Genomic DNA, 20,981 nt, shown 5'->3' with positions numbered 1-20,981 from the left:
TTTCCGTGAGCCGTTCACCGGGCCGTCGTCCCGCGCGGGACGACGGTGTGCCCGGCAGCTTCCGACCGCGCCGGAGAGCGGTCCCTGCCGTGGTGTGGCCGTCGGCCGTCCGGAAGATGAAGAACCGCGCACCGACGCTCCCGGACACCACCCGCGGTCACCCGTCCGGCCGAGTACCGGATCGACTCCCGGACAGTCCTCCCCCGCGCGAGCGCGTGGCACCGGCCGCCCGGCCACCCCGACGACGAGAGGACACGACGCCACGAGGGCACCTCGAACGCCCCGCCCCGCATGCCCCGCACCCGCGGCCCCCCGACACTGACCCCATGCCAGACCCCGCCCCCGGCCCCCGCGTCGACCCCCGCACCGGGCCCAGCCGTATCGAGGACTACGCCCTCATCGGCGATCTCCTCTCCGCCGCCCTCGTCGGCAAGGACGGCAGCGTCGACTGGCTCTGTCTCCCGCGCTTCGACTCGCCCGCGTGCTTCGCCGCCCTCCTCGGCGACGAGGACAACGGGCGCTGGCGCATCGCGCCGGCGGACGAGAACGGCCCCCGCGCCCACCGCCGCTACCGGGACGACACGCTCGTCCTGGAGACGGAATGGGAGACGGCCGGCGGCCGGGTCCGGGTCGTCGACTTCATGCCGTGCCGCAAGACCGGCGCCCCCAGCGTCGTCCGCATCGTCGAGGGCCTCTCCGGCACCGTCGACATGCGCATGGACCTGCGGCTCCGGTTCGACTATGGCGGGGTCGTGCCCTGGATGCGCCGGCGCGACGGACATCTGACGGGCACCGCGGGGCCCGAGTCGGTGTGGCTGCGCACCCCCGTCCGGCCGGTCGCCCACGGCACGGCCCACACCGCCGTCTTCCCCGTCTCGGCGGGCGAGAAGGTGCCCTTCGTGCTGACCTGGCACCCCTCCCATCTGCCCGCGCCGCCGGAGGTGGACGCGTTCGAGGCGCTGGCCGGCACGGAGGCGTACTGGCGCCGCTGGCTGCGCAGACTGACGTACGACGGGCCCTACCGGGACGCCGTCGCCCGCTCCCTGATCACCCTCAAGGCCCTGACGTACCAGCCGACCGGCGGCATCGTCGCCGCCCCGACCACCTCGCTGCCCGAGGAGATCGGCGGCGTGCGCAACTGGGACTACCGCTTCTGCTGGCTGCGGGACGCGGGGATGACGCTGGAGGCGTTGCTGCGCAGCGGCTTCAAGGCGGAGGCGGACGCGTGGCGGGCCTGGCTGGAGCGGGCGGTGGCCGGGCGGCCCGAGGACGTGCAGATCATGTACGGCATCGCGGGGGAGCGGCGGCTCACCGAGTGGGAGGCCGACTGGCTGCCGGGGTACGAGGGCTCGCGCCCGGTGCGGATCGGCAACGCGGCCGCCGGGCAGCGGCAGCTCGACGTACCCGGCGAGGTGATGGAGGCCATCCATCTGGCCATCGGCTGCGGACTGCGTCCGCGCCAGCACCTGGTCTCCCTCCAGGCGGTCTTCCTGGAACACCTGGAACGGGCCTGGTCCGAGCCCGACCAGGGGCTGTGGGAGATGCGCGGTGCCCCCCGCCACTACACCCACTCCAAGGTGATGTGCTGGGTCGCCTTCGACCGGGCGGTCCGGCTGGCCGAGGCGCACTCCCGGCCCGGTCCGTTGGAGCGGTGGCGGGCGGTGCGGGACCGTATCCACCGCGAGGTCTGCGAGAAGGGCTTCGACCCGGTGCGGGGCACCTTCACCCAGTCGTACGGCTCCCGCGAACTCGACGCCGCGCTGCTGCAGATCCCGCAGACCGGGTTCCTGCCGCCGGACGACCCCCGGGTGATCGGCACCATCGAGGCCGTCCAGCGCGAACTGCTCACGGACGGGCTGGTGGCACGCTACTCGGCGGGCGCCGCCGACTCGCCGGACGGCCTCAGCGGCGGCGAGGGCGCCTTCCTGGCCTGCTCCTTCTGGCTCGCGGACGCCCTGCTGCTGATCGGCCGCGAGGACGAGGCCCGTGCCCTGTACGAGCGGCTCCTGGACCTGCGCAACGACGTCGGCCTGCTCGCCGAGGAGTACGACCCCCGGGCCCGTCGCCAACTGGGCAACTTCCCGCAGGCGTTCACCCACGTCCCGCTGATCCGGGTGGCCTACGAGCTGGACCGTCACGCCCCGCACGCCCGCCGGGAGAACCCGAAGGCGCCGCCCGCCGAGAAGGAGGGGTGAGCGGTGCTGCCCGGGTTCCTCACCAGGGCCGTGGAGCTGCTGCTCGGCCGCGAAGGGGGCCGTCCCCTCCATCTGCGGGCGGCGGGCGGGGCCACCGTCGTGCTCGCGGTGGTGATGCTCCTCGGCTCCTGGGCCGTCACCGTCGCCGAGGACGGCGCGCCCCGCGCCAACCTGACCTCGTACCCGAAGGCCCTGTGGTGGTCCGTCGAGACGGCCACGACCGTCGGGTACGGCGACTTCTACCCGGTGACGTTCTGGGGCCGGATCGTCGGCGCGGTCGTCATGGTCGTCGGCATCACCACGTACGGCATGGTCACCGCCGCCATCGCCGCCTGGTTCGTGGGCCGGGAACAGAAGCGGCATCAACTCGCCCACAGGGCACATGAGGTGGGCGACGAAACCGTGCGCGCCCTGCACGAGCGGTTCGACCGGCTGGAACGGCTGCTCGGTGCCAGGAGGGGCGGCGAGTGACCGGCGCCGTCCAGGGAGTCCACCCCTCGGACGTCGTGACCATATGGCGGGCATCCTCTTGACGTGCGCCGCGGCCGGCTCGACACTCCAGGTGGGGTATTTCCTAGTGGACAGATAGGGAATGATGGGGCGCCTGGAGCCGGTGGTCACTCGTGTACCGCGCGCACGCCGGCAGCGCCTTCTGCTGACCTCCCGCCGGCACATCGACCTGCTGCGCGTCTGCAGCGCGAGAAGCCCCCTCGGCCTCGGCTGACCCGTCCGAGCCCACCCGAGCCCGTCCGGCCCGCTGACGCGGCCCCCGCCCCGCCGCTCGCGTGTCCGTGTACTCGCGTCACCACCGCCACACCACCGCACCGCGAACCGTGCCGCCGCGTCACCGCGCGCTCGTCCGGCCGCGCCCGAGAACCCGGGGAGACACATGTCCGCCATGCCCGTCCACGCCCTGAACGCCGTCCCGTCGCCGCGGCCCCTGCCGGTCTTCCGGGGCCGGATCGGCTGTGACGCCCGGAGCGGTCACTACGCCGTGCCGGGCCGCTACCGGCTCCACCTGTCGCTGTCCTGTCCGGGCGCCCTGCGCATCGCGGTCGTCCACAGCCTCCTCGGACTGGCGGACGTCTGCCCCGTGACCCTGCTGCCCGCCGTCCCCGACGGCCCGGACGGCGAGCACTCCGCGCTGCGCCCGCTGTACGAGGCGAGCGCGCACCGCTACCCCGGGGCGGCCGTGGCGCCGGTGCTCAGCGACGACTGGTCCGGACGCATCGTCAGCACCCACGCCCCCGACATCATGCGCGACCTCGCCCGGCGCTTCGGCGGCGGCCGCGCGGTGCTGTACCCGGAGGGCGCGGAGGCCGAGATCGAGGGCGTCGCACGTCTCTGTGCGCAGGGCATGGACGGCGCCGCCCAGCGCGCCGGCCGTGCCGACGCCGACGAGGCGGAGCGCCGCGACGCACTGGGCTCCCTGCTGCGCACCCTGCGGACGCTGGACGCCCGGCTCGCCCGGCAGGAGTACGTCCTCGGTGGTGAACTCACCGTCGCCGACGTCGAGTTGTGGGTCGCCCTGGTGCGGCTGGACACCGTGCACCGCTGGCACCTGGACGCCGGCGCCGTGCACCGCGTGGCCGACCACCCGCATCTGTGGGCGTACGCGCGGCGCCTGACCGCCCACCCCGCCTTCGGGCCCCACCTCGACCTGACCGGCATCGCCCTGCGCCACCACGCGCACTGTCGGGGTCTGGAGGCGGCCGGCGCCGCCGTACAGATCCTGGACTGGGCCTCCCACGTCCCGGACCAGGGCGTATCGGCAGACGGACAGGCGTCCCATGTGCTGGACTGACGTTGACAGCCGCATACCGGGCCTGAGTTACTTACGGACACCCGACGAGCACGAGGCCCCCCGGGCCGGAAGAACGATGGTGACGGACATGTACGCAACCCCCAGGACGGCCGCATGGCGCCGCCAGGGCCGCGTGCTGCTCTGCGCCGATCGCGCCGTCGATCTGCTCCGGGTCAACAGCGCACTCTGTAGCGCACGCTAGCGCGCGGTCCGGGTCGCCCGGCGCCGCGCTCCCGTCGAGGCTGACGGTTCTTCCGAACCCCTGAGGCACCGCACCAGCGGTCCGCCTCTCACCGCCGGCCCCGGTGTCGTGCGCATCCGTGTGTCTTCCGTGCCCTGTGTACGTCGAGCGGTCCCTCCGCCCGTACGGCCGAAGTCGCCTGCGTCGCCTGGGGTTTCGACACTCTTCCGGAGCCCTTGATGAGTGAACCCCCAGGCACCGCCCTGTCCCTGACCGAGGCGCCGCCGCCCGCCCCCGACACCCCGGCGAAACACCTCGCCGCCCAGCGGGTACTGCCGCTGCGCCGCCCCGGCCGCTGGATCGCCACCGCGGTGGTCCTGGTCCTCGCGGCCCAGTTCGTCCACGGCCTGGTCTCCAACCCCTTCTACCAGTGGGACCGCTTCGCGTACTGGTTCCTGCGGCCGACGATCCTCGACGGTCTGCTCATCACCCTCGAAGTCACCGCCTACAGCGCGGTGTTGGGCCTGATCGGCGGTATCCTCCTCGCCCTCGCCCGGCTCTCGGACAGCCCGGTCCTGCGCTCGGTCAGCTGGGTCTACATCTGGGCCCTGCGGTCGATCCCGCTGATCGTCGTCCTGCTCTTCCTCTACAACTTCAGCGCCCTCTACCAGACCCTCAGTCTGGGCGTCCCCTTCGGCCCCGCCTTCTTCACCTTCGACGAGTCGCGCCTCGCCACCGACATGGCCGTCGCCGTCATCGGCCTCAGCCTCAACGAGGCGGCCTACGCCGCCGAGGTCGTCCGCGGCGGCATCCTCTCCGTCGACCAGGGCCAGCACGAGGCGGCCTCCGCACTCGGCCTGCCGAAGGGCTACCAGTTCCGCAGGATCGTCTTCCCGCAGGCACTGCGCTCGATCACCCCGAACTACGTCAACCAGCTGATCGGCCTGATCAAGAGCACCAGCCTGGTCTTCTACGTGTCGCTGCTCGACCTCTTCGGCACCGCGCAGGCCATGGGTTCCACCTACCCCGGCGACATCGTGCCGCTGCTGCTGGTGTCCACCGTCTGGTACCTCATCCTCACCAGCGTCGTCTCCGTCATCCAGTTCTACGTCGAGCGGTACTACGCGCGGGGCGCCACCCGCACCCTGCCGCCGACCCCGCTGCAGAAACTGCGGACCGGGGTCACCGGCCTCCGCGCCCGCATCCGCAAGGAGGCCGCCGTATGACCGCCGCGACGCTCGACCGGACGGCCGCGACCGTCGAGATCCACGACGTGCACAAGTGGTACGGCACCCACCGGGTCCTCAACGGCGTCGACCTCACCGTCCGGCCCGGCGAGGTCACCGTGATCCTCGGCCCGTCCGGCTCCGGCAAGTCCACGCTGCTCCGGGTCGTCAACCATCTGGAGAAGCCCGAGATCGGGCACGTCAGCGTCAACGGCGAGCTGATCGGCGTACGACGGCAGGGCGACCGGCTGAAGGAGCTGAGCGAGCGGGCGATCCTCGCCCAGCGCTCCCGGATCGGCTTCGTCTTCCAGAACTTCAACCTCTTCCCGCACCTCACCGTGCTGGAGAACGTGGCCGCGGCACCCGTGGCCACGGGAAAGCTCGGCAGGGCGCAGGCGGACGACCTCGCCCGTGAACTCCTGGACCGGGTCGGCCTCGCCGACAAGGCGGACGCCTATCCGCGGCAGTTGTCCGGGGGGCAGCAGCAACGCGTGGCCATCGCCCGCGCCCTCGCCCTGCGCCCCGGCGTCATCCTCTTCGACGAACCGACCTCCGCCCTCGACCCCGAACTCGTCGGTGAGGTCCTCGCCGTCATCAAGGACCTGGCGCGCGGCGGCACCACGCTGGTGATCGTCACCCACGAGATCGGCTTCGCCCGGGAGATCGCCGACCGGGTCGTCTTCATCGACGGCGGCCGGATCGTCGAACAGGGCCCGCCCGCGGAGGTGCTGGACAAGCCGCAGCACGAGCGGACTAGGGACTTCCTCAGCAAGGTCCTCTGACCGCACCCGCCCCCTCAGACCTCCCCCCACATCCCCCACGACAACCGTCACCACCTCTCTTCACGACAAGGACAGTCATGCCCACGCACACCCGGTTCTCCCGGCGCAGCCTGCTGCGCGGCATCACCGCGGCGACCGCCGCCGCCACCCTCGCCACCGGGCTCACCGCCTGCGGGGGCGACACCGAGGCCGCCACCAAGGCGGGATCCGCCCCCGCCGGCACGGTCACCGTCGGACAGCTGTCCAACGGCGCGGCCAAGGAGACCAAGATCAAGGTCTCCGAGGTCAAGTCCATCAGCGCCAAGCTGCCCGCCGCGCTCGAGAAGAGCGGCAAGCTGGTGATCGGATCCGGCACGCTGCCGTCCGGCAGCCCGCCGCTCGGCTTCATCGGCAGCGACCAGAAGACGGTCACGGGCTCCGAGCCCGACCTCGCCAGGCTGGTGGCCGCCGTGTTCGGCCTCGAACCCGAGGTGCGCCAGTCGACCTGGGAGAACCTGTTCATCGGGATCGACAGCGGCAAGGTGGACGTCGGCTTCTCCAACATCACCGACACGGAGGAGCGCAAGCAGAAGTACGAGTTCGCCTCCTACCGCAAGGACGACCTGGCCTTCGAGACGAAGAAGGACAACGACTGGAGCTTCGACGGCGACTACGAGAACCTCGCCGGCCGGACGGTCTCCGTCGGCAACGGCACCAACCAGGAGAAGATCCTCCTGGAGTGGAAGGCCAAGCTGGCGAAGGAGGGCAAGAAGCCCCTCACCGTCAAGTACTTCCAGGAGACCAACAGCCTCTACCTGGCGCTGAGCAGCGGCAAGATCGACGCCTACTTCGGCCCGAGCCCCAACCTCGCCTACCACGCGGCAAAGACCGAGGGCACGCCCCAGGCGACCCGGATCGCGGGCCAGTTCTCCGGTGCCGGTGAGAGCCTCCAGGGCCTGATCGCCGCGACCGCGAAGAAGGACAGCGGTCTCGCCGAACCGCTCGCCGAGGCGATCAACTACCTCATCGACAACGGGCAGTACGCGGACTGGCTGAAGGCATGGAACCTCTCCAACGAATCCGTGGAGAAGTCCGAGGTCAACCCGCCGGGTCTGCCCCTCACCAACTCCTGACGCTTCGTCGGAAAAACCGCCCGACAGACCTGCCGGGCGAGAAAGGGGCTCCGCCTCCGTGACGTACCCGACCCATCTCCACGGAGGCGGAGCCCCGCCCGCACCCACCGCCGTCTCCGTCCTCGCACCCGGCGTCGACCCCGTCCTCGCCGCCACCGCCGTCCCCGGCCCCGTCGTCCCCGGCCCCGCCCTCGACAATCCCGTCCTCGACAACGCCGTCTGGGTCTCCCTCGACGGACCGCACGCCCGGTTCACCGAACGGAACGGTCGCGCCGCCCGCTACCCGGCCGACGTCTACGACTTCGCCGCCCTCGCCGCCCCCGCGGACCCGGCCGCTTGGGCCGATCTGCACACGCTCGTCGGAGCCGGGACCGTCGTACGGATCAAGCCGGTCCAGGAGGTGCCGGACCGCTGGGAGGTGGTCGGCGGTGGACAGGGCGTCCAGCTGGTGGACACCGGGCTCCGGGCCGAACCCGCGCCCGAAGCGGTACGGCTCGGGCCCGCCGACGTCCCCGAGATCCTGGACCTGGTCGCCCGTACCGCGCCGGGCCCCTTCCTCAAGCGGACCGTCGAACTGGGCACCTGTCTCGGCATCCGGGACCGGGGACGGCTGATCGCCATGGCGGGCGAGCGAAGCGAGATGGGGGTCCCCCCCGGCCGGAGGCTGGGGGAGGATCCACCCGCCCGGCTGGACCGAGATCAGCGCGGTCTGCACCGATCCGCATCACCGCGGCCGGGGCCTCGCCACCCGGCTCGTCCGCGCCGTCGCCGCCGGCATCCGCGACCGCGGCGAGACACCTTTCCTGCACGCCGCCGCGGACAACGTCACCGCGATCCGGCTCTACGAGTCCATCGGCTTCACCCTGCGCCGCCGCTCCACGACCGTGGCGGTCCGAAGCCCCGGAGCGCCCCGCGACAGGGCCGTACGAACTTCCTAGGAAGGCACCCACCCGTGTCCCCAGCAGCGTCTTTCCCCTCCGCCGACTCTTCCGCCGCCGCCCCCGGGTCCACACCGTCCGCGCTGCACCTGGCCGTCGCCCTCGACGGCACCGGATGGCATCCCGCCTCCTGGCGCGAGCCCGTGGCCCGCCCCCGCGAGGTGTTCACCGCCGGCTACTGGGCCGACCTCGTGGCCGAGGCCGAACGCGGACTGCTCGACTTCGTCACCATCGAGGACGGCCTCGGCCCGCAGTCCTCGCACGTCCTGGAGCCGGACGAGCGCACCGACCGGCTCCGCGGCCGGCTGGACGCCGTCCTCGTCGCGGCCCGGATCGCCCCCCTCAGCCGGCACATCGGCATCGTGCCGACCGTGGTGGCCACCCACACCGAGCCCTTCCACATCTCCAAGGCGATCGCCACCCTCGACTACGTCAGCTCCGGCCGCGCCGGTCTGCGGGTGCAGATCACGGCCCGGCCGGACGAGGCCGCCCACTTCGGCCGCCGGACGATCCCGCGCATCGAGGCCCACGACAGCCCGGAGGCCCGGAAGCTGGTGGCCGAGCTGTTCGACGAGGCCGCCGACCACGTCGAGGTCGTGCGCCGGCTGTGGGACAGCTGGGAGGACGACGCGGAGATCCGGGACGTCGCCACCGGCCGCTTCATCGACCGCGCCAAACTGCACTACATCGACTTCGAGGGCCGCCACTTCAGTGTCAAGGGCCCCTCCATCACCCCCCGCCCCCCACAGGGCCAGCCCCTCGTCACCGCCCTCGCCCACGACACCGTCCCGTACCGGCTGGTGGCCCGCCAGGCCGACGTCGGATACGTCACGCCGCACGACACCGGCCAGGCACGAGCGATCGTCGCCGGGATCCGCGCGGAGCAGCGAGCCGCCGGACGCGCCGACGAGCCCCTGCACGTCTTCGGTGACCTCGTGGTGTTCCTCGACGACGACCCGGCGGCGGCCGCCGCCCGACGGGACCGCCTCGACGCGCTCGCCGGGGAGCCGTACACGAGCGACGCCCGCGTCTTCACCGGTACACCGGTTCAACTGGCGGACCTCCTCCAGGACCTGGCGTCCGCCGGTCTGACGGGGTTCCGGCTGCGGCCCGCCGTCCTCGGCCACGACCTGCCCGCGATCACCCGCGGCCTGGTGCCCGAACTGCAGCGGCGCGGCGTCTTCCGCCGGGCCTACGAGGCCGGGACCCTGCGCGGCCTGCTGGGGCTGCCCCGCCCCGCGAACCGCTACGCCGCCGCACCGACCGCGACCGTCTGAGCCGGAGGAGACCGACCGCCATGAGCAAGCCCCTGAAGCAGATCCATCTGGCCGCCCACTTCCCCGGCGTCAACAACACCACCGTGTGGAGCGATCCCGAGGCCGGCAGCCACATCGAGTTCAGCTCCTTCGCCCACTTCGCGCGGACCGCCGAGCGCGCCAAGTTCGACTTCCTCTTCCTCGCGGAAGGTCTGCGCCTGCGTGAACAGGGAGGACGGATCTACGACCTGGACGTGGTCGGCCGACCCGACACCTTCACCGTCCTCGCCGCGCTCGCCGCCGTCACCGACCGTCTCGGACTGACCGGCACCATCAACTCCACCTTCAACGAGCCCTACGAGGTGGCCCGCCAGTTCGCCAGTCTCGACCACCTCTCCGCCGGGCGCGCCGCGTGGAACGTCGTCACCTCCTGGGACGCCTTCACCGGCGAGAACTTCCGCCGGGGAGGCTTCCTGCCGCAGGAGGAGCGCTACTCCCGCGCCAAGGAGTTCCTGGCCACGGCGAACGAACTCTTCGACTCCTGGGACGGGGGCGAGATCGTCGCCGACCGGGAGACGGGGGTCTTCCTGCGGGACGCCAAGGCGGGGGCCTTCGTCCATTCGGGGCGGCACTTCGACATCGAGGGCCGGTTCAACGTCCCGCGCTCGCCGCAGGGCCGTCCGGTGATCTTCCAGGCGGGCGACTCCGACGAGGGCCGCGAGTTCGCCGCCGCCGGTGCCGACGCCATCTTCAGCCGCTACGCGAGCCTGGACGCGGGCCGGGCCTTCTACACCGACGTCAAGAGCCGTCTCGCCCGGTACGGCAGGCGCCACGACCAGTTGCTGATCCTGCCCGCCGCGAGCTTCGTCCTCGGTGACACCGACGCCGAGGCCGAGGAACTCGCCAGGGAGGTACGCCGGCTCCAGGTCAGCGGCGCCACCGCCCTCAAGCACCTGGAGTTCGTCTGGAACCGTGACCTGTCCTCCTACGACCCGGACGGCCCGCTCCCCGACATCGACCCGGACGTCGGCGACACGCACATCTCCAAGGGCCGGGCCCAGGTGCGCATGTACCGCGACCCGCTCGCCACCGCCCGCGAATGGCGGGAGCTGGCCGCCGCCCGCAACTGGTCCATCCGGGACCTCGTCATCGAGACCGGAAACCGCCAGAACTTCGTCGGCTCGCCGGAGACGGTCGCGCGCACCATCGACGAGTACGTGCAGTCCGACGCCGCCGACGGCTTCATCCTCGTCCCGCACATCACTCCCACCGGCCTGGACCCCTTCGCCGACAAGGTCGTCCCCCTGCTCCAGGAACGGGGCGTCTTCCGCACGGACTACGAGGGCCCGACCCTCCGCGACCACCTCGGCCTGGACACCCCCGCCTGACCCCGGCGCCCGGGTCCCTGCCCGGCGGAGCCGCATCGAGCACCGCCGGGCCGGGGGAGCGGCCGATCGTCGTCGGCCGGGTCACGCGAACCCTCCGCGAACCCGCCGCATACTGACGTACCGTCAGTTTGCATGCGGACCCACCTCTGGGAGGAACGGCGATGACCGAACGGATGCTCCTGCGCGCGGGCCATGTCGTCTCGATGGATCCGGACATCGGCGACCTGCCCCGGGGTGACGTCCTCATCGAGGATGGCACGATCACGGCGGTCCGGCGCGAGATCGACGCGGACGTGGACGCCGAGGTGCTCGACATGACCGGCCGGATCGTGATCCCCGGCTTCGTCGACACCCACCGCCACACCTGGGAGGCGCCGATCCGCGGCTGCGCCCCCGACGCCACCCTCGACGACTACTTCGTCGAGGTGCTCGACACCTTCGCGCCCGTCTACACCCCCGAGGACGTGTACGCCGGCAACCTGGCCGGCACCCTGGAGTGCCTGAACGCGGGCATCACCACCCTCGTCGACTGGTCGCACATCAACAACACGCCCGAGCATCCGGACGCCGCGATCCAGGCGCTGACGGAGACCGGGATCCGGGCCCAGTACGCGTACGGCAGCGCGAACACCTCACTCGCCGACTACTGGTTCGACAGCGCGATCGCGGTACCCGGCGACGACGTACGCCGGGTCCGCGACCGCTACTTCGCCTCCGGCGACGGCCTGTTGACCATGGCCCTGGCCACCCGGGGCCCGGGCTTCTGCAAGGACGAGGTCGTCACCCGGGAATGGGGTCTCGCCCGCGAACTGGACCTCCCGATCACCGTGCACGTGGCCATGGGCCGCCTCGCCGGCCGCTTCGGCATGGTCAAGCAGCTGAGCGGGCTGGGACTGCTCGGCCCCGACACCACCTACGTCCACTGCTGTCACCTCAGCGAGGAGGAGTGGCGGATGGTGGCCGACAGCGGGGGCACGGTCTCCGTCGCCGCCCAGGTGGAGACCCAGATGGGCCACGGCTGGCCGCCCGTGATGCAGGCCATGGAGCACGGGCTGCGGCCGTCCCTGAGCGTCGACGTCGTCACCACCGTGCCCGGCGACATGTTCACCCAGATCCGGGCCGCCTTCGGCGCCGAACGGGGCCGGGTCAACGCGGACTGCTGGCACTCCAACCTGCCGGTGCCGAAGACCATGCTGACGGCACGTCAGATGCTGGAGATGGCCACCCTCAACGGCGCCCACGTGGCCGGAGTGGAGGACCGCACCGGCTCCCTGACCCCCGGCAAGCGGGCCGACGTCGTCGCCCTCGACGCCACCGCCCTCAACATGGCGCCGGTGCACGACGCGGTGGCGGCCGTGACCCTCTGCGCGGACGTCTCCAACGTGGAGACGGTCATCGTCGACGGAGTGGTCCACAAGCGCGACGGCAAGCTGCTCGCCGACGTCGGCCGGGCCCGCCGTCTGGTCGAGGAGTCACGCGACCGACTGCTGGCCGCCGTGGCGGCGCGGAAACCGGACGCGTGAGGGACCACCGACACGCCGGGCCGCCGGGGTTCCCGCACCCTACGGTGCGGGAACCCCGGCGGCCCGGCCGTTGCGCGGGAGACCCGCCCGCCGGGCGGTCGGCCTCCGCCGGCCGTCAGTCCTCGCGGGGCCAGTTCTCGGCCTCGAACATCCAGCGCTGCTTCTCCAGCTCGTAGGTGACGGCGATCAACAGGTCCTGCGTGACCTTGTCGGCCTCCTCCACGGCCTCGATCCGCTCGCGCAGGCGCCCGATCGCCGTCTCCAGCGCCTCCACCAGCAGCCTCACGACCTCGGTGTCCCGCAGCCAGCCGTCCTTCGGCCCCGGCAGGGCGAACCGGGCGGCCACCGTCTCGGGCCGCCCGTCCGGGGCCACCCCGAGCGCCGCCGCGCGCTCGGCGACCTGGTCGGCGAACGCCCGTGCCGCGGACACCACCTCGTCGAGCTGCAGGTGGACCGAACGGAACCGCGGCCCCACCACGTTCCAGTGGGCCTGCTTCCCGATCAGGGAGAGCCCCAGCAGATCCACCAGGCTCTCCTGCAGCGCGTCACCGGCGATCCGCCGGGCGGGCTCGGGAAGGGTGCTCCTCACCATCGTCATTGCGCAGTGCTCCTCATCGCTTCGTACCCGCGAACGCTTCGTGCCGGGCGGCGTCGGCGCTCCCGGCTCTGCGGAGCAGTTCGGTGCGTTCCTCCTCGCCCATGCCGCCCCACACGCCGGCCGTCTGCCCGTTGCCGAGCGCCCAGTTCAGGCACTCGCGGCGCACCGGGCAGCGGGCGCAGACACGCTTGGCGGCGGCGACCTCGTCGAGCGCCGGCCCTGTGGTGCCCACGGGGAAGAACAGTTCGGGGTCCTCTCCCACGCAGGCCGCTCTCCGCAACCACTCCATGCGGGCCCGGGTGCCCGGGTCGCACGAGGGGAAACGCGGTGCGAGGCAGCGACTCAGCGCCCCAGCGCGGCGTCCACGAAAGCCTTCACGTCCGCGAGCACCTCACCCTTGTTCGTCTCGTTCAGCACCTCGTGCCGGGCACCCGGATAGATCCGCTCGGTCCACTCGGCGCCGCGGAACTCCTCGATCCCCGTACGGCTGCCGGACAGCGGCACGATCCGGTCGTCGTCGCCGTGCAGCCACAGCAGCGGCAGGGCGCCGACCGGCCCGCCCTTCGAGATCGTCTCCAGGCCCCGGTGGATCGCCTCCAGCGTCGGCCGCTTGAACGGGCCGTGCCACACCAGCGGATCGTTCGCGTACGCGGCGCCGACCGCCATGTCCCGGGAGAGCAGCTTCGGGTCGAGCGGGACCTTCGGCACCTCCGGCGCCGCGAGCAGCGCCCGCAGCGGCTCCCAGATCCCGATCAGCGGCCCGGACAGCACGACCGCGGCGAGCCCGGCCCCGTACCGCTGGGCGTACCGCGCGGCGATCAGCCCGCCCATGGAGTGGCCGATCAGCACCACCGGCAGACCCGGATACGCGTCCCTGGCCAGCACCTCGACCGCGCGGACATCGGTGACGACGTCCTCGAAGTCCTCGATCAGCACCCGCTCGCCCGCCGACCTGCCGTGCCCCATGTGGTCGGGGCCGAACACCGCCGCGCCGTGCCGCACCAGGGCGTCGGCCACATGCTCGTACCGGCCGATGTGCTCCCCGTAGCCGTGCACCAGGAGCACGACACAGCGCGCCCCCTCGCACGGCCATTCCCGTGCGGTGACACCGCCCCGCGTACCGGCGAAGCTGTGCTCGCGCGAGTCGGCCATGACTCCTCCAACTGCGTCGGTGAAGGTACCCGGGGGATCTTGCCAGCCCGTCGGACGATGGTCCATGGGCCGACCGGGGCGAAACCAGGACCCTGAGCGGCGCGGCGACCGCCGGATCCCGGACGCGGGCGGGGGAGGGGCCGACTGGCGAGACGGTCCTGTCGCCCGCCGATAGGTGCGCATAGCATCGGACCCCGCATGAACACGATGACTCTCTGGCACCTGTCCACGGCCGAGTTCGCGGCCCTCGCCTTCGCGGCCCTGCTCGTCGGCTTCTCCAAGACCGCCGTCAGCGGTGCCAACACGGTCAGTCTGGCGATCTTCGCGGCCGTCCTGCCCGCCCGTGCCTCGACCGGCGTGCTGCTCCCGATCCTCATCGTCGGTGACGTCCTCGCCGTCCTGACCTACCGGCGGCACGCCCACTGGCCCACCCTGTGGAAGCTCTTCCCGGCGGTCGGCGCGGGTGTCGTCCTCGGCACGCTCTTCCTGATCCGGGCCGACGACCGGATCGTCCGCACCTCGATCGGCGCGATCCTGCTGCTGATGGCGGCCGTCACCGTATGGCGCCGGCGTACGGTCGACCACGACGACGAGCCCGACGCCGTCACCACCCGCGCCGGCCGCGTCAAGGCCCGCTCCTACGGTGTCCTCGGCGGCTTCACCACCATGGTCGCCAACGCCGGCGGCCCCGTGATGTCGATGTACCTGCTCTCGGCGGGCTTCCGGAAGCTCGGCTTCCTCGGCACATCGGCCTTCTTCTTCCTCATCGTCAACGTCTCCAAGGTCCCGTTCAGCGTGGGCCTCGGCCTCATCGACGCGCACTCCCTGCTGCTCGACGCCGCCCTCGCCCTCTTCGTCGTCCCGGGCGCCCTCCTCGGCAAGTGGGCGGTGCACCGCATCAACCAGAAGCTGTTCGAACAACTGGTCATCGCGGCCACGGTCGTGGGCGGCCTGCAGCTACTGCTCCGCTGAAGGGCTCGCCGCGGACGACTCCGGCGCCGTGTCCGTACGGCGCAACCGGGGAGCCGAGGCCCCCGCGTCCACCGCACGGCCGTCCCGCTCCACGACACCGGCCAGCCGCCGGGCCCAGGCCGCCACCCCGGCCAGGTCCACCCCGTGGGGCCGCGGCCGTCCGCTCGCGGCACCCCACTCCTCGACGGCCCCGGCCCCGCGCCGCAGCAGCAGGGCCCCGCCCTTGGCGTTCCCGCGCGCCGCGTGCGTGAGACCCACCGCGAGCTGGGCGAGACCCCGCCAGAGCGCGCGCTCCTCGTCGGGCCCGGACTTCCAGGCGTCCTCGAAGACCTCGTGCGCGTGGAACGGCTTCCCCGCGTCCAGCAGCGCCTGCGCCTCGACGACAGTCTCCTCCGGAGCCCGCACCACTCCCTCCGGCTGCCGCTCGACCCCCGGTGCCCCGTACGGCAACGGGCGCCCCAGCCCGTCCCGGGGCCGCGCGCTGCGCGCCCGCCCCTCCTCGTCCCGGTCCCGCCCTGCTGCCGTCCCGTCCCGCGCCGTACCGCTCATCCCCCGATTGTCCCCCCGCCTCACCGGCGGCGGGGCAGTGGCCGACGTACGGTAAAGTTCTCAGTGCGCGATCACGCGGGTCACCGCGGGCAGCGCACCGGGACGTGGCGCAGCTTGGTAGCGCACTTGACTGGGGGTCAAGGGGTCGCAGGTTCAAATCCTGTCGTCCCGACTTTGCGAAGTCCTCGTGAAGTCGCAGATCAGGGGCCGTGGTGGAGCATTCCGCCACGGCCCCTGACGCATGTCCGGCCGCGGGGCCGGAAAGGCCGGCCGGGCCGCACCGCGCGGCTACGCGGCCTGGGGAACCAGCGGGGCGAAGGAGTGCAGGACGTCCTCGCCGGGCCGGACGACGCCATAGCTGCTCTCGGGGACCTCGTTCCAGGCGCCGGGCATGTCGCCCAGGGGCTCGGAGACGATGAGACGGGTCTCGTCGGAGACCTCCCGCAGGAACGACAGGTCGGGGTGGAGCGCGCGCAGGGTGTCCACCCGGGTGCTGTAGAACAGCGAGCGCGACTGCTTCTGGCTGGAGTAACGGAAGGCCCACAGCCCTTCTCCGTCGGTCACGGCGACCGTCATCTGCAGCGGGAACTCCACCCCGTGCTCGTGGCCGACCCGCTCCACCAGCCCGGCCATCCGCGCGACCGCGCCCGGCGGGTCCTGCTCCAGACCGAACGTGAGCGCCAGGTAGAACATCAGCTCGGAGTCCGTCTGTCCCTCGATGTCGGCGAAGAGCTCCGGGGCGACGGCCAGGGAGAGGTCCCGCCGGAGCCGGTGGAAGTCGGCGATCGCGCCGTTGTGCATCCACATCCAGCGGCCGTGGCGGAAGGGGTGGCTGTTGGTCTGCTGCACCGCGGTACCGGTCGACGCCCGGATGTGGGCGAAGAACAGCGGGGAGCGGACATGGTCGGAGATCTCCCGCAGATTGCGGTTGCTCCACGCCGGACCGATGTCGCGGATGACCGCGGGCGTCTCCAGGTCGGGCGAGTACCAGCCGATGCCGAACCCGTCACCGTTGGTGGTCTCGACCCCCAGCTTGGAGTGCAGACTCTGATCGATCAGGGAGTGCTCCGGGCGGTAGAGGATCGTGTCGAGCAGGACGGGCGTTCCCGAATAGGCGAGCCACCTGCACATCGGCTCCCACCTTCCTGGAGAACGGGGTGACAAGGGGCGAGCGGGCGGGCTGTAAGAGGGGTATGGGTGATACCCGCATCCCCATGGTCGGGCGGCCACCCGTTGATCGCCACACGACGTCCCGCCGGACCGCACCACGGCCCCGTCGCGGACATGGCCTAGCCCCGGTACTCCCGCAGTTTCCGGTACAGCGTGGCGCGGGCGATGCCCAGGGACGCCGCCGTACGGGCCTTGTTGCCGCCGTTGCGGCGCAGGGCCTCCAGTATCGCGGAGCGTTCGGCGTGTTCCATGGGGCTCAGGCGCCGCGCCGCGGGCCCCTCGCGGACGGGATCGGGCAGTTCGGCGCGGCGGACGGGCCCGGACACGCGCCGCTGTTCGGCCAAGGCCCTTACCAGATGGACGAGTTCGGTGACGTTGCCCGGCCACGGATGCCGCTCCAGGGCGTGCAGGGCGTCCAGTGTCCAGGTGAGCGGCGGCTGACCGGGCCCGGGCTTCGGGGCCACGGCCGTCAGGAGATCCCGGACGTCCTCCGGCCGTTCCCGCAGCGCGGGCAGGGTGACCGAGCGGGCGGCCAGCCGGTCCAGGAAGCGCTGGAGGCAGGGACCGAGCGGGGTTCCGGGGGTGTAGGTGGCCAGCAGCGGTGTCCCCGGCTGCGCCGCGAGGAGCGAGTTGAGGGTCGCGAGGTCGGGCTGGGCGAGGCGCTCCACATGGCGGATCAGGAGCGCGTGGCCTTCCCTCAACGCGTGCAGCACGGAACCGAGTTCGCCCTCCGCCGCGTCGACGACCAGCAGTTCGGGGGTCAGTTCGCGGGCCAGCGCAGTCTTCCCGGTGCCGCGTTCGCCGACGAGCAGCAACGGCTCGGGGGACCGGGCCAGCTCCGTCGCCCGGCCGACCGCGTGCCGCCAGGGCACCGAATGCCCGGCCAGCGCCACGGCACCCCGCCGCGGCGGCACGGTGGTGGCGGCTCCCAGCGGCTCCAGCACGGCCACCGCCCCGATGACCGACCCCCGGTGCGTCACCGGGGAGACCTTCGCCGAGCACCGCACGCCGTCCGGCAGCCGCACGCGGTACGAGCCCGGGGTACCGGCGGTCACGGACACCGGAGCGGGCGCACCGGCCCCTGCGACGGCCGCCGACCACGCCGTGGAGGCCGCTTCGGGCCCCCCGGCGAACTCCGCTCCGGGCCCCCCGGCGGACACCGCCGCGGACGCCCACCCCGCACCGGACCGTGCCGTGCCCGCCGCCCGGCCGGCCTCGGCCGCCACCGGGCCTCCCGGCCTCGCCGAATCCGGGAGGTCCGCCGCCGGGAACCTCCCCTCGCCGGCCCCGTCCCGCAGCAGCGCGACCACGCTCCGCTCCAGCGCGTCCAGCCCCTCCGGTGACAACAGTCGCCCCGCGGCCTCGCTGACCAGACGGTTGCGGCCGTCCAGCGCGACCACCGCCCGCCGCGGCTCCCGCGAGGCCCGCAGATAGGCGTCCAGCAGCACCCGCTCGGCCGGCCGCGACCGGGCCAGCAGTTCCGCCTCGACGGCGCCGGCGGCGGCCTCCGCGAGGGACGCCCACGGATGCGGGCCCCGGTCGGCGCAGAGTGCGGTGGTGACCGTCACCGTGCCCACGGCCCGCCCGGTCTCCGGCGCGAGCACGGGCACGCTGACCGCCGACACGTCCTGCCACAGATCGAGGAAGTGCTCGGGACCGTGCACCTCGGCGCGACGCCGGGTGCGCAGCGCGAGCGCGGCGCTGTTGTTACCGGCCACCTGCTCGGAGAGGTCCTCGCGGCACGGAGCGCCCGTCGCGCGTCCGGTCGCCCACAGCACCCGCAGCCGTTCGTCGGTCAGCAGCAGCGCCGCCCGCCCGGCGCCCACGACGGGGGCCAGCCGTTCGAGCACCGGCCGCGCGGCGGACAACAGGTGGCACCCCTCACGCCGTACGGCCTCACGCGGTGCGGCGGCGGACCCGCGGGCCGCGTCGCCGGCCGGACCCGGCCCGTCGTGGCGCAGGCCGAGGAACCGGGCGCGCCGCCAGGAGGCGGCGATCTCCTCCGGTACACCGTCGGGCAGTTGGCGGCCCATCAGAAACAACTCGCGGGCCCTGCCCAGCGATTCCAGGGCAGGGTGGACGGGTAGGCGCTCCGCGGTAGTCACGACAGCACTGACGCTACCCCGGCGAGATCGATAAGGTGGCGTCCGTCCGCGCGACTCCGTCAGGTCGCCCGCACCGCCCGCCCGGAGGGGCGCGGACCGTCGCCGTACCCCGGACAGCGGCCGTCCGGCAAGCCGCGCGCACTGTCTCGTATTGAGACACCCACGCTCCCGCGCGGCCCGCCATGGTCATGACCGCCGGTGCTCGTCCTCACCCCCCTGGAGCGACTCTCGTGAACACCGTGGAACCGGATGTCGTGACCGACGTACTGATCGTGGGCAGTGGCCCTGCGGGTGCCTCCGCCGCGCTCGCCCTGAGTACGTACGGCGTACCGAACATCGTGGTCACCCGCTACTCGCGTCTCGCCGAGACGCCCCGGGCCCACATCACCAACCAGCGCACCATGGAGGTGCTGCGCGACCTCGGCGTCGAGGAGGAGGTCGTCGCGAAGGCCACGCCGCAGCAGCTGATGGGCGACACGACCTTCTGCACCAGCCTCGCAGGGGAGGAGCTGGGCAGGCTCCGCTCCTGGGGCAACGACCCGCTCGTCCAGGCCGCGCACGAGCTGGCCAGCCCCACCCGCATGTGCGACATGCCGCAGCACCTCATGGAGCCCGTGCTCGTCGACGCGGCGGTGGCGCGCGGCACCGACCTGCGCTTCAGGACGGTCTACAAGTCCTTCGTCCAGGACGACGAGGGCGTCACGGTCACCGTCGAGGACCGGCTGCGCGGCGACGAGTACACCATCCGTGCCAAGTACCTCATCGGCGCCGACGGCGGCCGTTCCCAGGTGGCCGAGGACGCCGGCCTGCCGATGGGCGGGCAGATGGGCGTGGCCGGCAGCATCAACATCGTCTTCAACGCCGACCTGACGAAGTACACCGCGCACCGCCCGTCCACCCTCTACTGGGTGCTGGCGCCCGGCGCCACCGTCGGCGGGATCGGCGCCGGCCTGGTCCGGTGCGTCCGGCCCTGGGACGAGTGGCTGATCGTCTGGGGCTACGACGTCACCGCGGGCGCCCCCGACCTGACCACCGAGTACGCCGAGTCGATCGTCCGCAGGCTGGTCGGCGACGACGAGATCCCGGTGACCATCAAGTCGTCCTCGGCCTGGACCGTCAACGAGATGTACGCGGAGACCTACTCCCACGGGCGGGTCTTCTGCGCCGGTGACGCCACGCACCGCCACCCGCCGTCCAACGGCCTCGGCTCCAACACCTCCATCCAGGACGCCTACAACCTGGCCTGGAAGCTCAAGCTGGTCCTCGACGGCACCGCGGCCCCCGCGCTCCTCGACAGCTACACCGCCGAACGCGCCCCGATCGGCAAGCAGATCGTCACCCGCGCCAACAAGTCCATCGGCGAGACCGCCCCCGTCTTCGAGGCGCTCGACGGGCTCTCCCCGCAGACCCCCGAACAGCTGTGGGCCAACATCGCGGCCCGCAAGGAGGACACCGGGGCGGCCGAGAAGCAGCGGGCGAGGCTCCGCGAGGCCATCGGGTTCAAGGTGTACGAGTTCAACGCCCACGGCGTGGAGCTGAACCAGCGGTACTCCGCCGAGACCTCCGTGGCCGTCGTCCCGGACGGCACCCCCGACCCCGGCTTCGACCGCGACCCCGAGCTGTACCACCAGCCCACCTCGCGCCCCGGAGCCAAGCTGCCGCACGCCTGGATCACCGCGGGCACCCGCACCCTGTCCACCCTCGACACCGTCGGCAAGGGCCGCTTCACGCTGCTCACCGGCATCGGCGGCGGCGACTGGGTCCGGGCCGCCGGCGCCCAGGACCTGCTGGAGATCGCCACCGCCGTCATCGGCCCCGGCCAGGAGTACGAGGACCCGTACGGCGACTGGGCACGGCTGAGCGAGATCGCCGACGGCGGAGCCCTCCTCGTCAGGCCGGACGGGTACGTAGCCTTCCGATATGCGCGGGCGGCCGTGTCCCCGCTGGACGCCGAACGGTTGCTGACGGAGGCGGTGCGGCGGATCCTCGGGCGTGCCTGAGCCGGAGGTGCACCGGGCGTGCGTCGCATG

At 72.6% G+C, this 20,981-nt stretch carries 17 protein-coding genes, 1 tRNA gene and 1 pseudogene; 13 read left to right on the top strand and 6 right to left on the bottom strand.

What is annotated here, in order from left to right; all coding sequences use genetic code 11:
* Nucleotides 1–326: 326 nt before the first annotated feature.
* The 10 genes and pseudogenes from SCAB_RS05960 to SCAB_RS05920 all read left to right on the top strand — a co-directional run bounded on the left by SCAB_RS05960 (nt 327) and on the right by SCAB_RS05920 (nt 12,405).
* Complete coding sequence (locus SCAB_RS05960) at nt 327–2,195, top strand: glycoside hydrolase family 15 protein (protein ID WP_012999145.1); 1,869 nt, start codon at nt 327–329, stop codon at nt 2,193–2,195.
* Between the two features lie 3 nt (nt 2,196–2,198).
* Nucleotides 2,199–2,666 carry a potassium channel family protein gene (locus SCAB_RS05955; RefSeq protein WP_012999144.1) on the top strand — a complete coding sequence of 156 codons (468 nt, stop codon included), beginning with the start codon at nt 2,199–2,201 and terminating at the stop codon, nt 2,664–2,666.
* A 418-nt stretch (nt 2,667–3,084) separates the two neighbouring features.
* Nucleotides 3,085–3,999 (top strand): glutathione S-transferase C-terminal domain-containing protein, encoded by a 915-nt coding sequence (locus SCAB_RS05950; protein WP_041668919.1) that lies wholly within the window; start codon nt 3,085–3,087, stop codon nt 3,997–3,999.
* Nucleotides 4,000–4,419: 420 nt separating this feature from the next.
* On the top strand, nt 4,420–5,406 hold the full coding sequence (locus SCAB_RS05945) for an amino acid ABC transporter permease (RefSeq protein WP_012999142.1): 987 nt from the start codon (nt 4,420–4,422) through the stop codon (nt 5,404–5,406).
* A complete protein-coding gene (locus SCAB_RS05940) occupies nt 5,403–6,188 on the top strand; it encodes an amino acid ABC transporter ATP-binding protein (RefSeq protein ID WP_012999141.1) in 786 nt (261 codons plus the stop codon). Before SCAB_RS05945 ends, SCAB_RS05940 begins: the two co-directional genes overlap by 4 nt.
* Nucleotides 6,189–6,265: 77 nt before the next feature.
* On the top strand, nt 6,266–7,300 hold the full coding sequence (locus SCAB_RS05935) for an ABC transporter substrate-binding protein (protein ID WP_012999140.1): 1,035 nt from the start codon (nt 6,266–6,268) through the stop codon (nt 7,298–7,300).
* Between the two features lie 58 nt (nt 7,301–7,358).
* Nucleotides 7,359–8,238, top strand: a pseudogene (locus SCAB_RS44475) (GNAT family N-acetyltransferase).
* A 14-nt stretch (nt 8,239–8,252) separates the two neighbouring features.
* Complete coding sequence (locus SCAB_RS05930; RefSeq protein ID WP_041670405.1) at nt 8,253–9,515, top strand: LLM class flavin-dependent oxidoreductase; 1,263 nt, start codon at nt 8,253–8,255, stop codon at nt 9,513–9,515.
* 20 nt (nt 9,516–9,535) lie between these two features.
* Nucleotides 9,536–10,882: an NtaA/DmoA family FMN-dependent monooxygenase gene (locus SCAB_RS05925; RefSeq protein WP_012999138.1), complete on the top strand. Its 1,347-nt coding sequence runs from the start codon at nt 9,536–9,538 to the stop codon at nt 10,880–10,882.
* A gap of 161 nt (nt 10,883–11,043) precedes the next feature.
* A complete protein-coding gene (locus SCAB_RS05920) occupies nt 11,044–12,405 on the top strand; it encodes an amidohydrolase family protein (protein WP_012999137.1) in 1,362 nt (453 codons plus the stop codon).
* 115 nt (nt 12,406–12,520) lie between these two features.
* Here SCAB_RS05920 and SCAB_RS05915 read toward each other — a convergent pair whose 3' ends face one another.
* The 3 genes from SCAB_RS05915 to SCAB_RS05905 are packed head-to-tail and all read right to left on the bottom strand — an operon-like array spanning nt 12,521 to nt 14,155.
* Nucleotides 12,521–13,003: a Dps family protein gene (locus tag SCAB_RS05915; protein WP_012999136.1), complete on the bottom strand. Its 483-nt coding sequence runs from the start codon at nt 13,001–13,003 to the stop codon at nt 12,521–12,523.
* Nucleotides 13,004–13,016: 13 nt separating this feature from the next.
* The gene (locus SCAB_RS05910) at nt 13,017–13,292 is read right to left on the bottom strand and encodes a WhiB family transcriptional regulator (protein ID WP_037725402.1); all 276 of its coding nucleotides are present in this window, start codon (nt 13,290–13,292) and stop codon (nt 13,017–13,019) included.
* Between the two features lie 53 nt (nt 13,293–13,345).
* Nucleotides 13,346–14,155, bottom strand: coding sequence for an alpha/beta hydrolase (locus tag SCAB_RS05905; protein WP_041668918.1), 810 nt, complete (start codon nt 14,153–14,155; stop codon nt 13,346–13,348).
* A 198-nt stretch (nt 14,156–14,353) separates the two neighbouring features.
* On the opposite strand from SCAB_RS05905, the gene SCAB_RS05900 reads away from it, so the two are divergent.
* Nucleotides 14,354–15,127 carry a sulfite exporter TauE/SafE family protein gene (locus SCAB_RS05900; RefSeq protein ID WP_012999133.1) on the top strand — a complete coding sequence of 258 codons (774 nt, stop codon included), beginning with the start codon at nt 14,354–14,356 and terminating at the stop codon, nt 15,125–15,127.
* Here the strand turns inward: SCAB_RS05900 and SCAB_RS05895 are convergent.
* Nucleotides 15,113–15,676: a DUF309 domain-containing protein gene (locus tag SCAB_RS05895; protein WP_041668917.1), complete on the bottom strand. Its 564-nt coding sequence runs from the start codon at nt 15,674–15,676 to the stop codon at nt 15,113–15,115. The two genes, SCAB_RS05900 and SCAB_RS05895, sit on opposite strands and share 15 nt — an antisense overlap.
* 98 nt (nt 15,677–15,774) lie before the next feature.
* Here SCAB_RS05895 and SCAB_RS05890 point away from each other — a divergent pair.
* Nucleotides 15,775–15,848: transfer RNA gene (locus SCAB_RS05890), tRNA-Pro, on the top strand.
* Between the two features lie 116 nt (nt 15,849–15,964).
* On the opposite strand, the gene SCAB_RS05885 is transcribed toward SCAB_RS05890, so the two are convergent.
* Nucleotides 15,965–16,807: a class II glutamine amidotransferase gene (locus SCAB_RS05885; RefSeq protein WP_012999131.1), complete on the bottom strand. Its 843-nt coding sequence runs from the start codon at nt 16,805–16,807 to the stop codon at nt 15,965–15,967.
* 158 nt (nt 16,808–16,965) lie between these two features.
* Nucleotides 16,966–18,951 (bottom strand): helix-turn-helix domain-containing protein, encoded by a 1,986-nt coding sequence (locus SCAB_RS05880; protein WP_041668916.1) that lies wholly within the window; start codon nt 18,949–18,951, stop codon nt 16,966–16,968.
* Nucleotides 18,952–19,181: 230 nt separating this feature from the next.
* On the opposite strand from SCAB_RS05880, the gene SCAB_RS05875 reads away from it, so the two are divergent.
* Entirely contained in the window at nt 19,182–20,951 is a 1,770-nt protein-coding gene (locus SCAB_RS05875) for an FAD-dependent oxidoreductase (protein WP_012999129.1), read from the top strand.
* Nucleotides 20,952–20,981 lie beyond the last annotated feature (30 nt).

The sequence above is a fragment of the Streptomyces scabiei 87.22 genome (assembly GCF_000091305.1).
In the GTDB taxonomy this organism is placed as follows: domain Bacteria; phylum Actinomycetota; class Actinomycetes; order Streptomycetales; family Streptomycetaceae; genus Streptomyces; species Streptomyces scabiei.
Note: the sequence above shows the minus strand (reverse complement) of the source record. Positions and strands in the feature narration are given on the sequence as shown.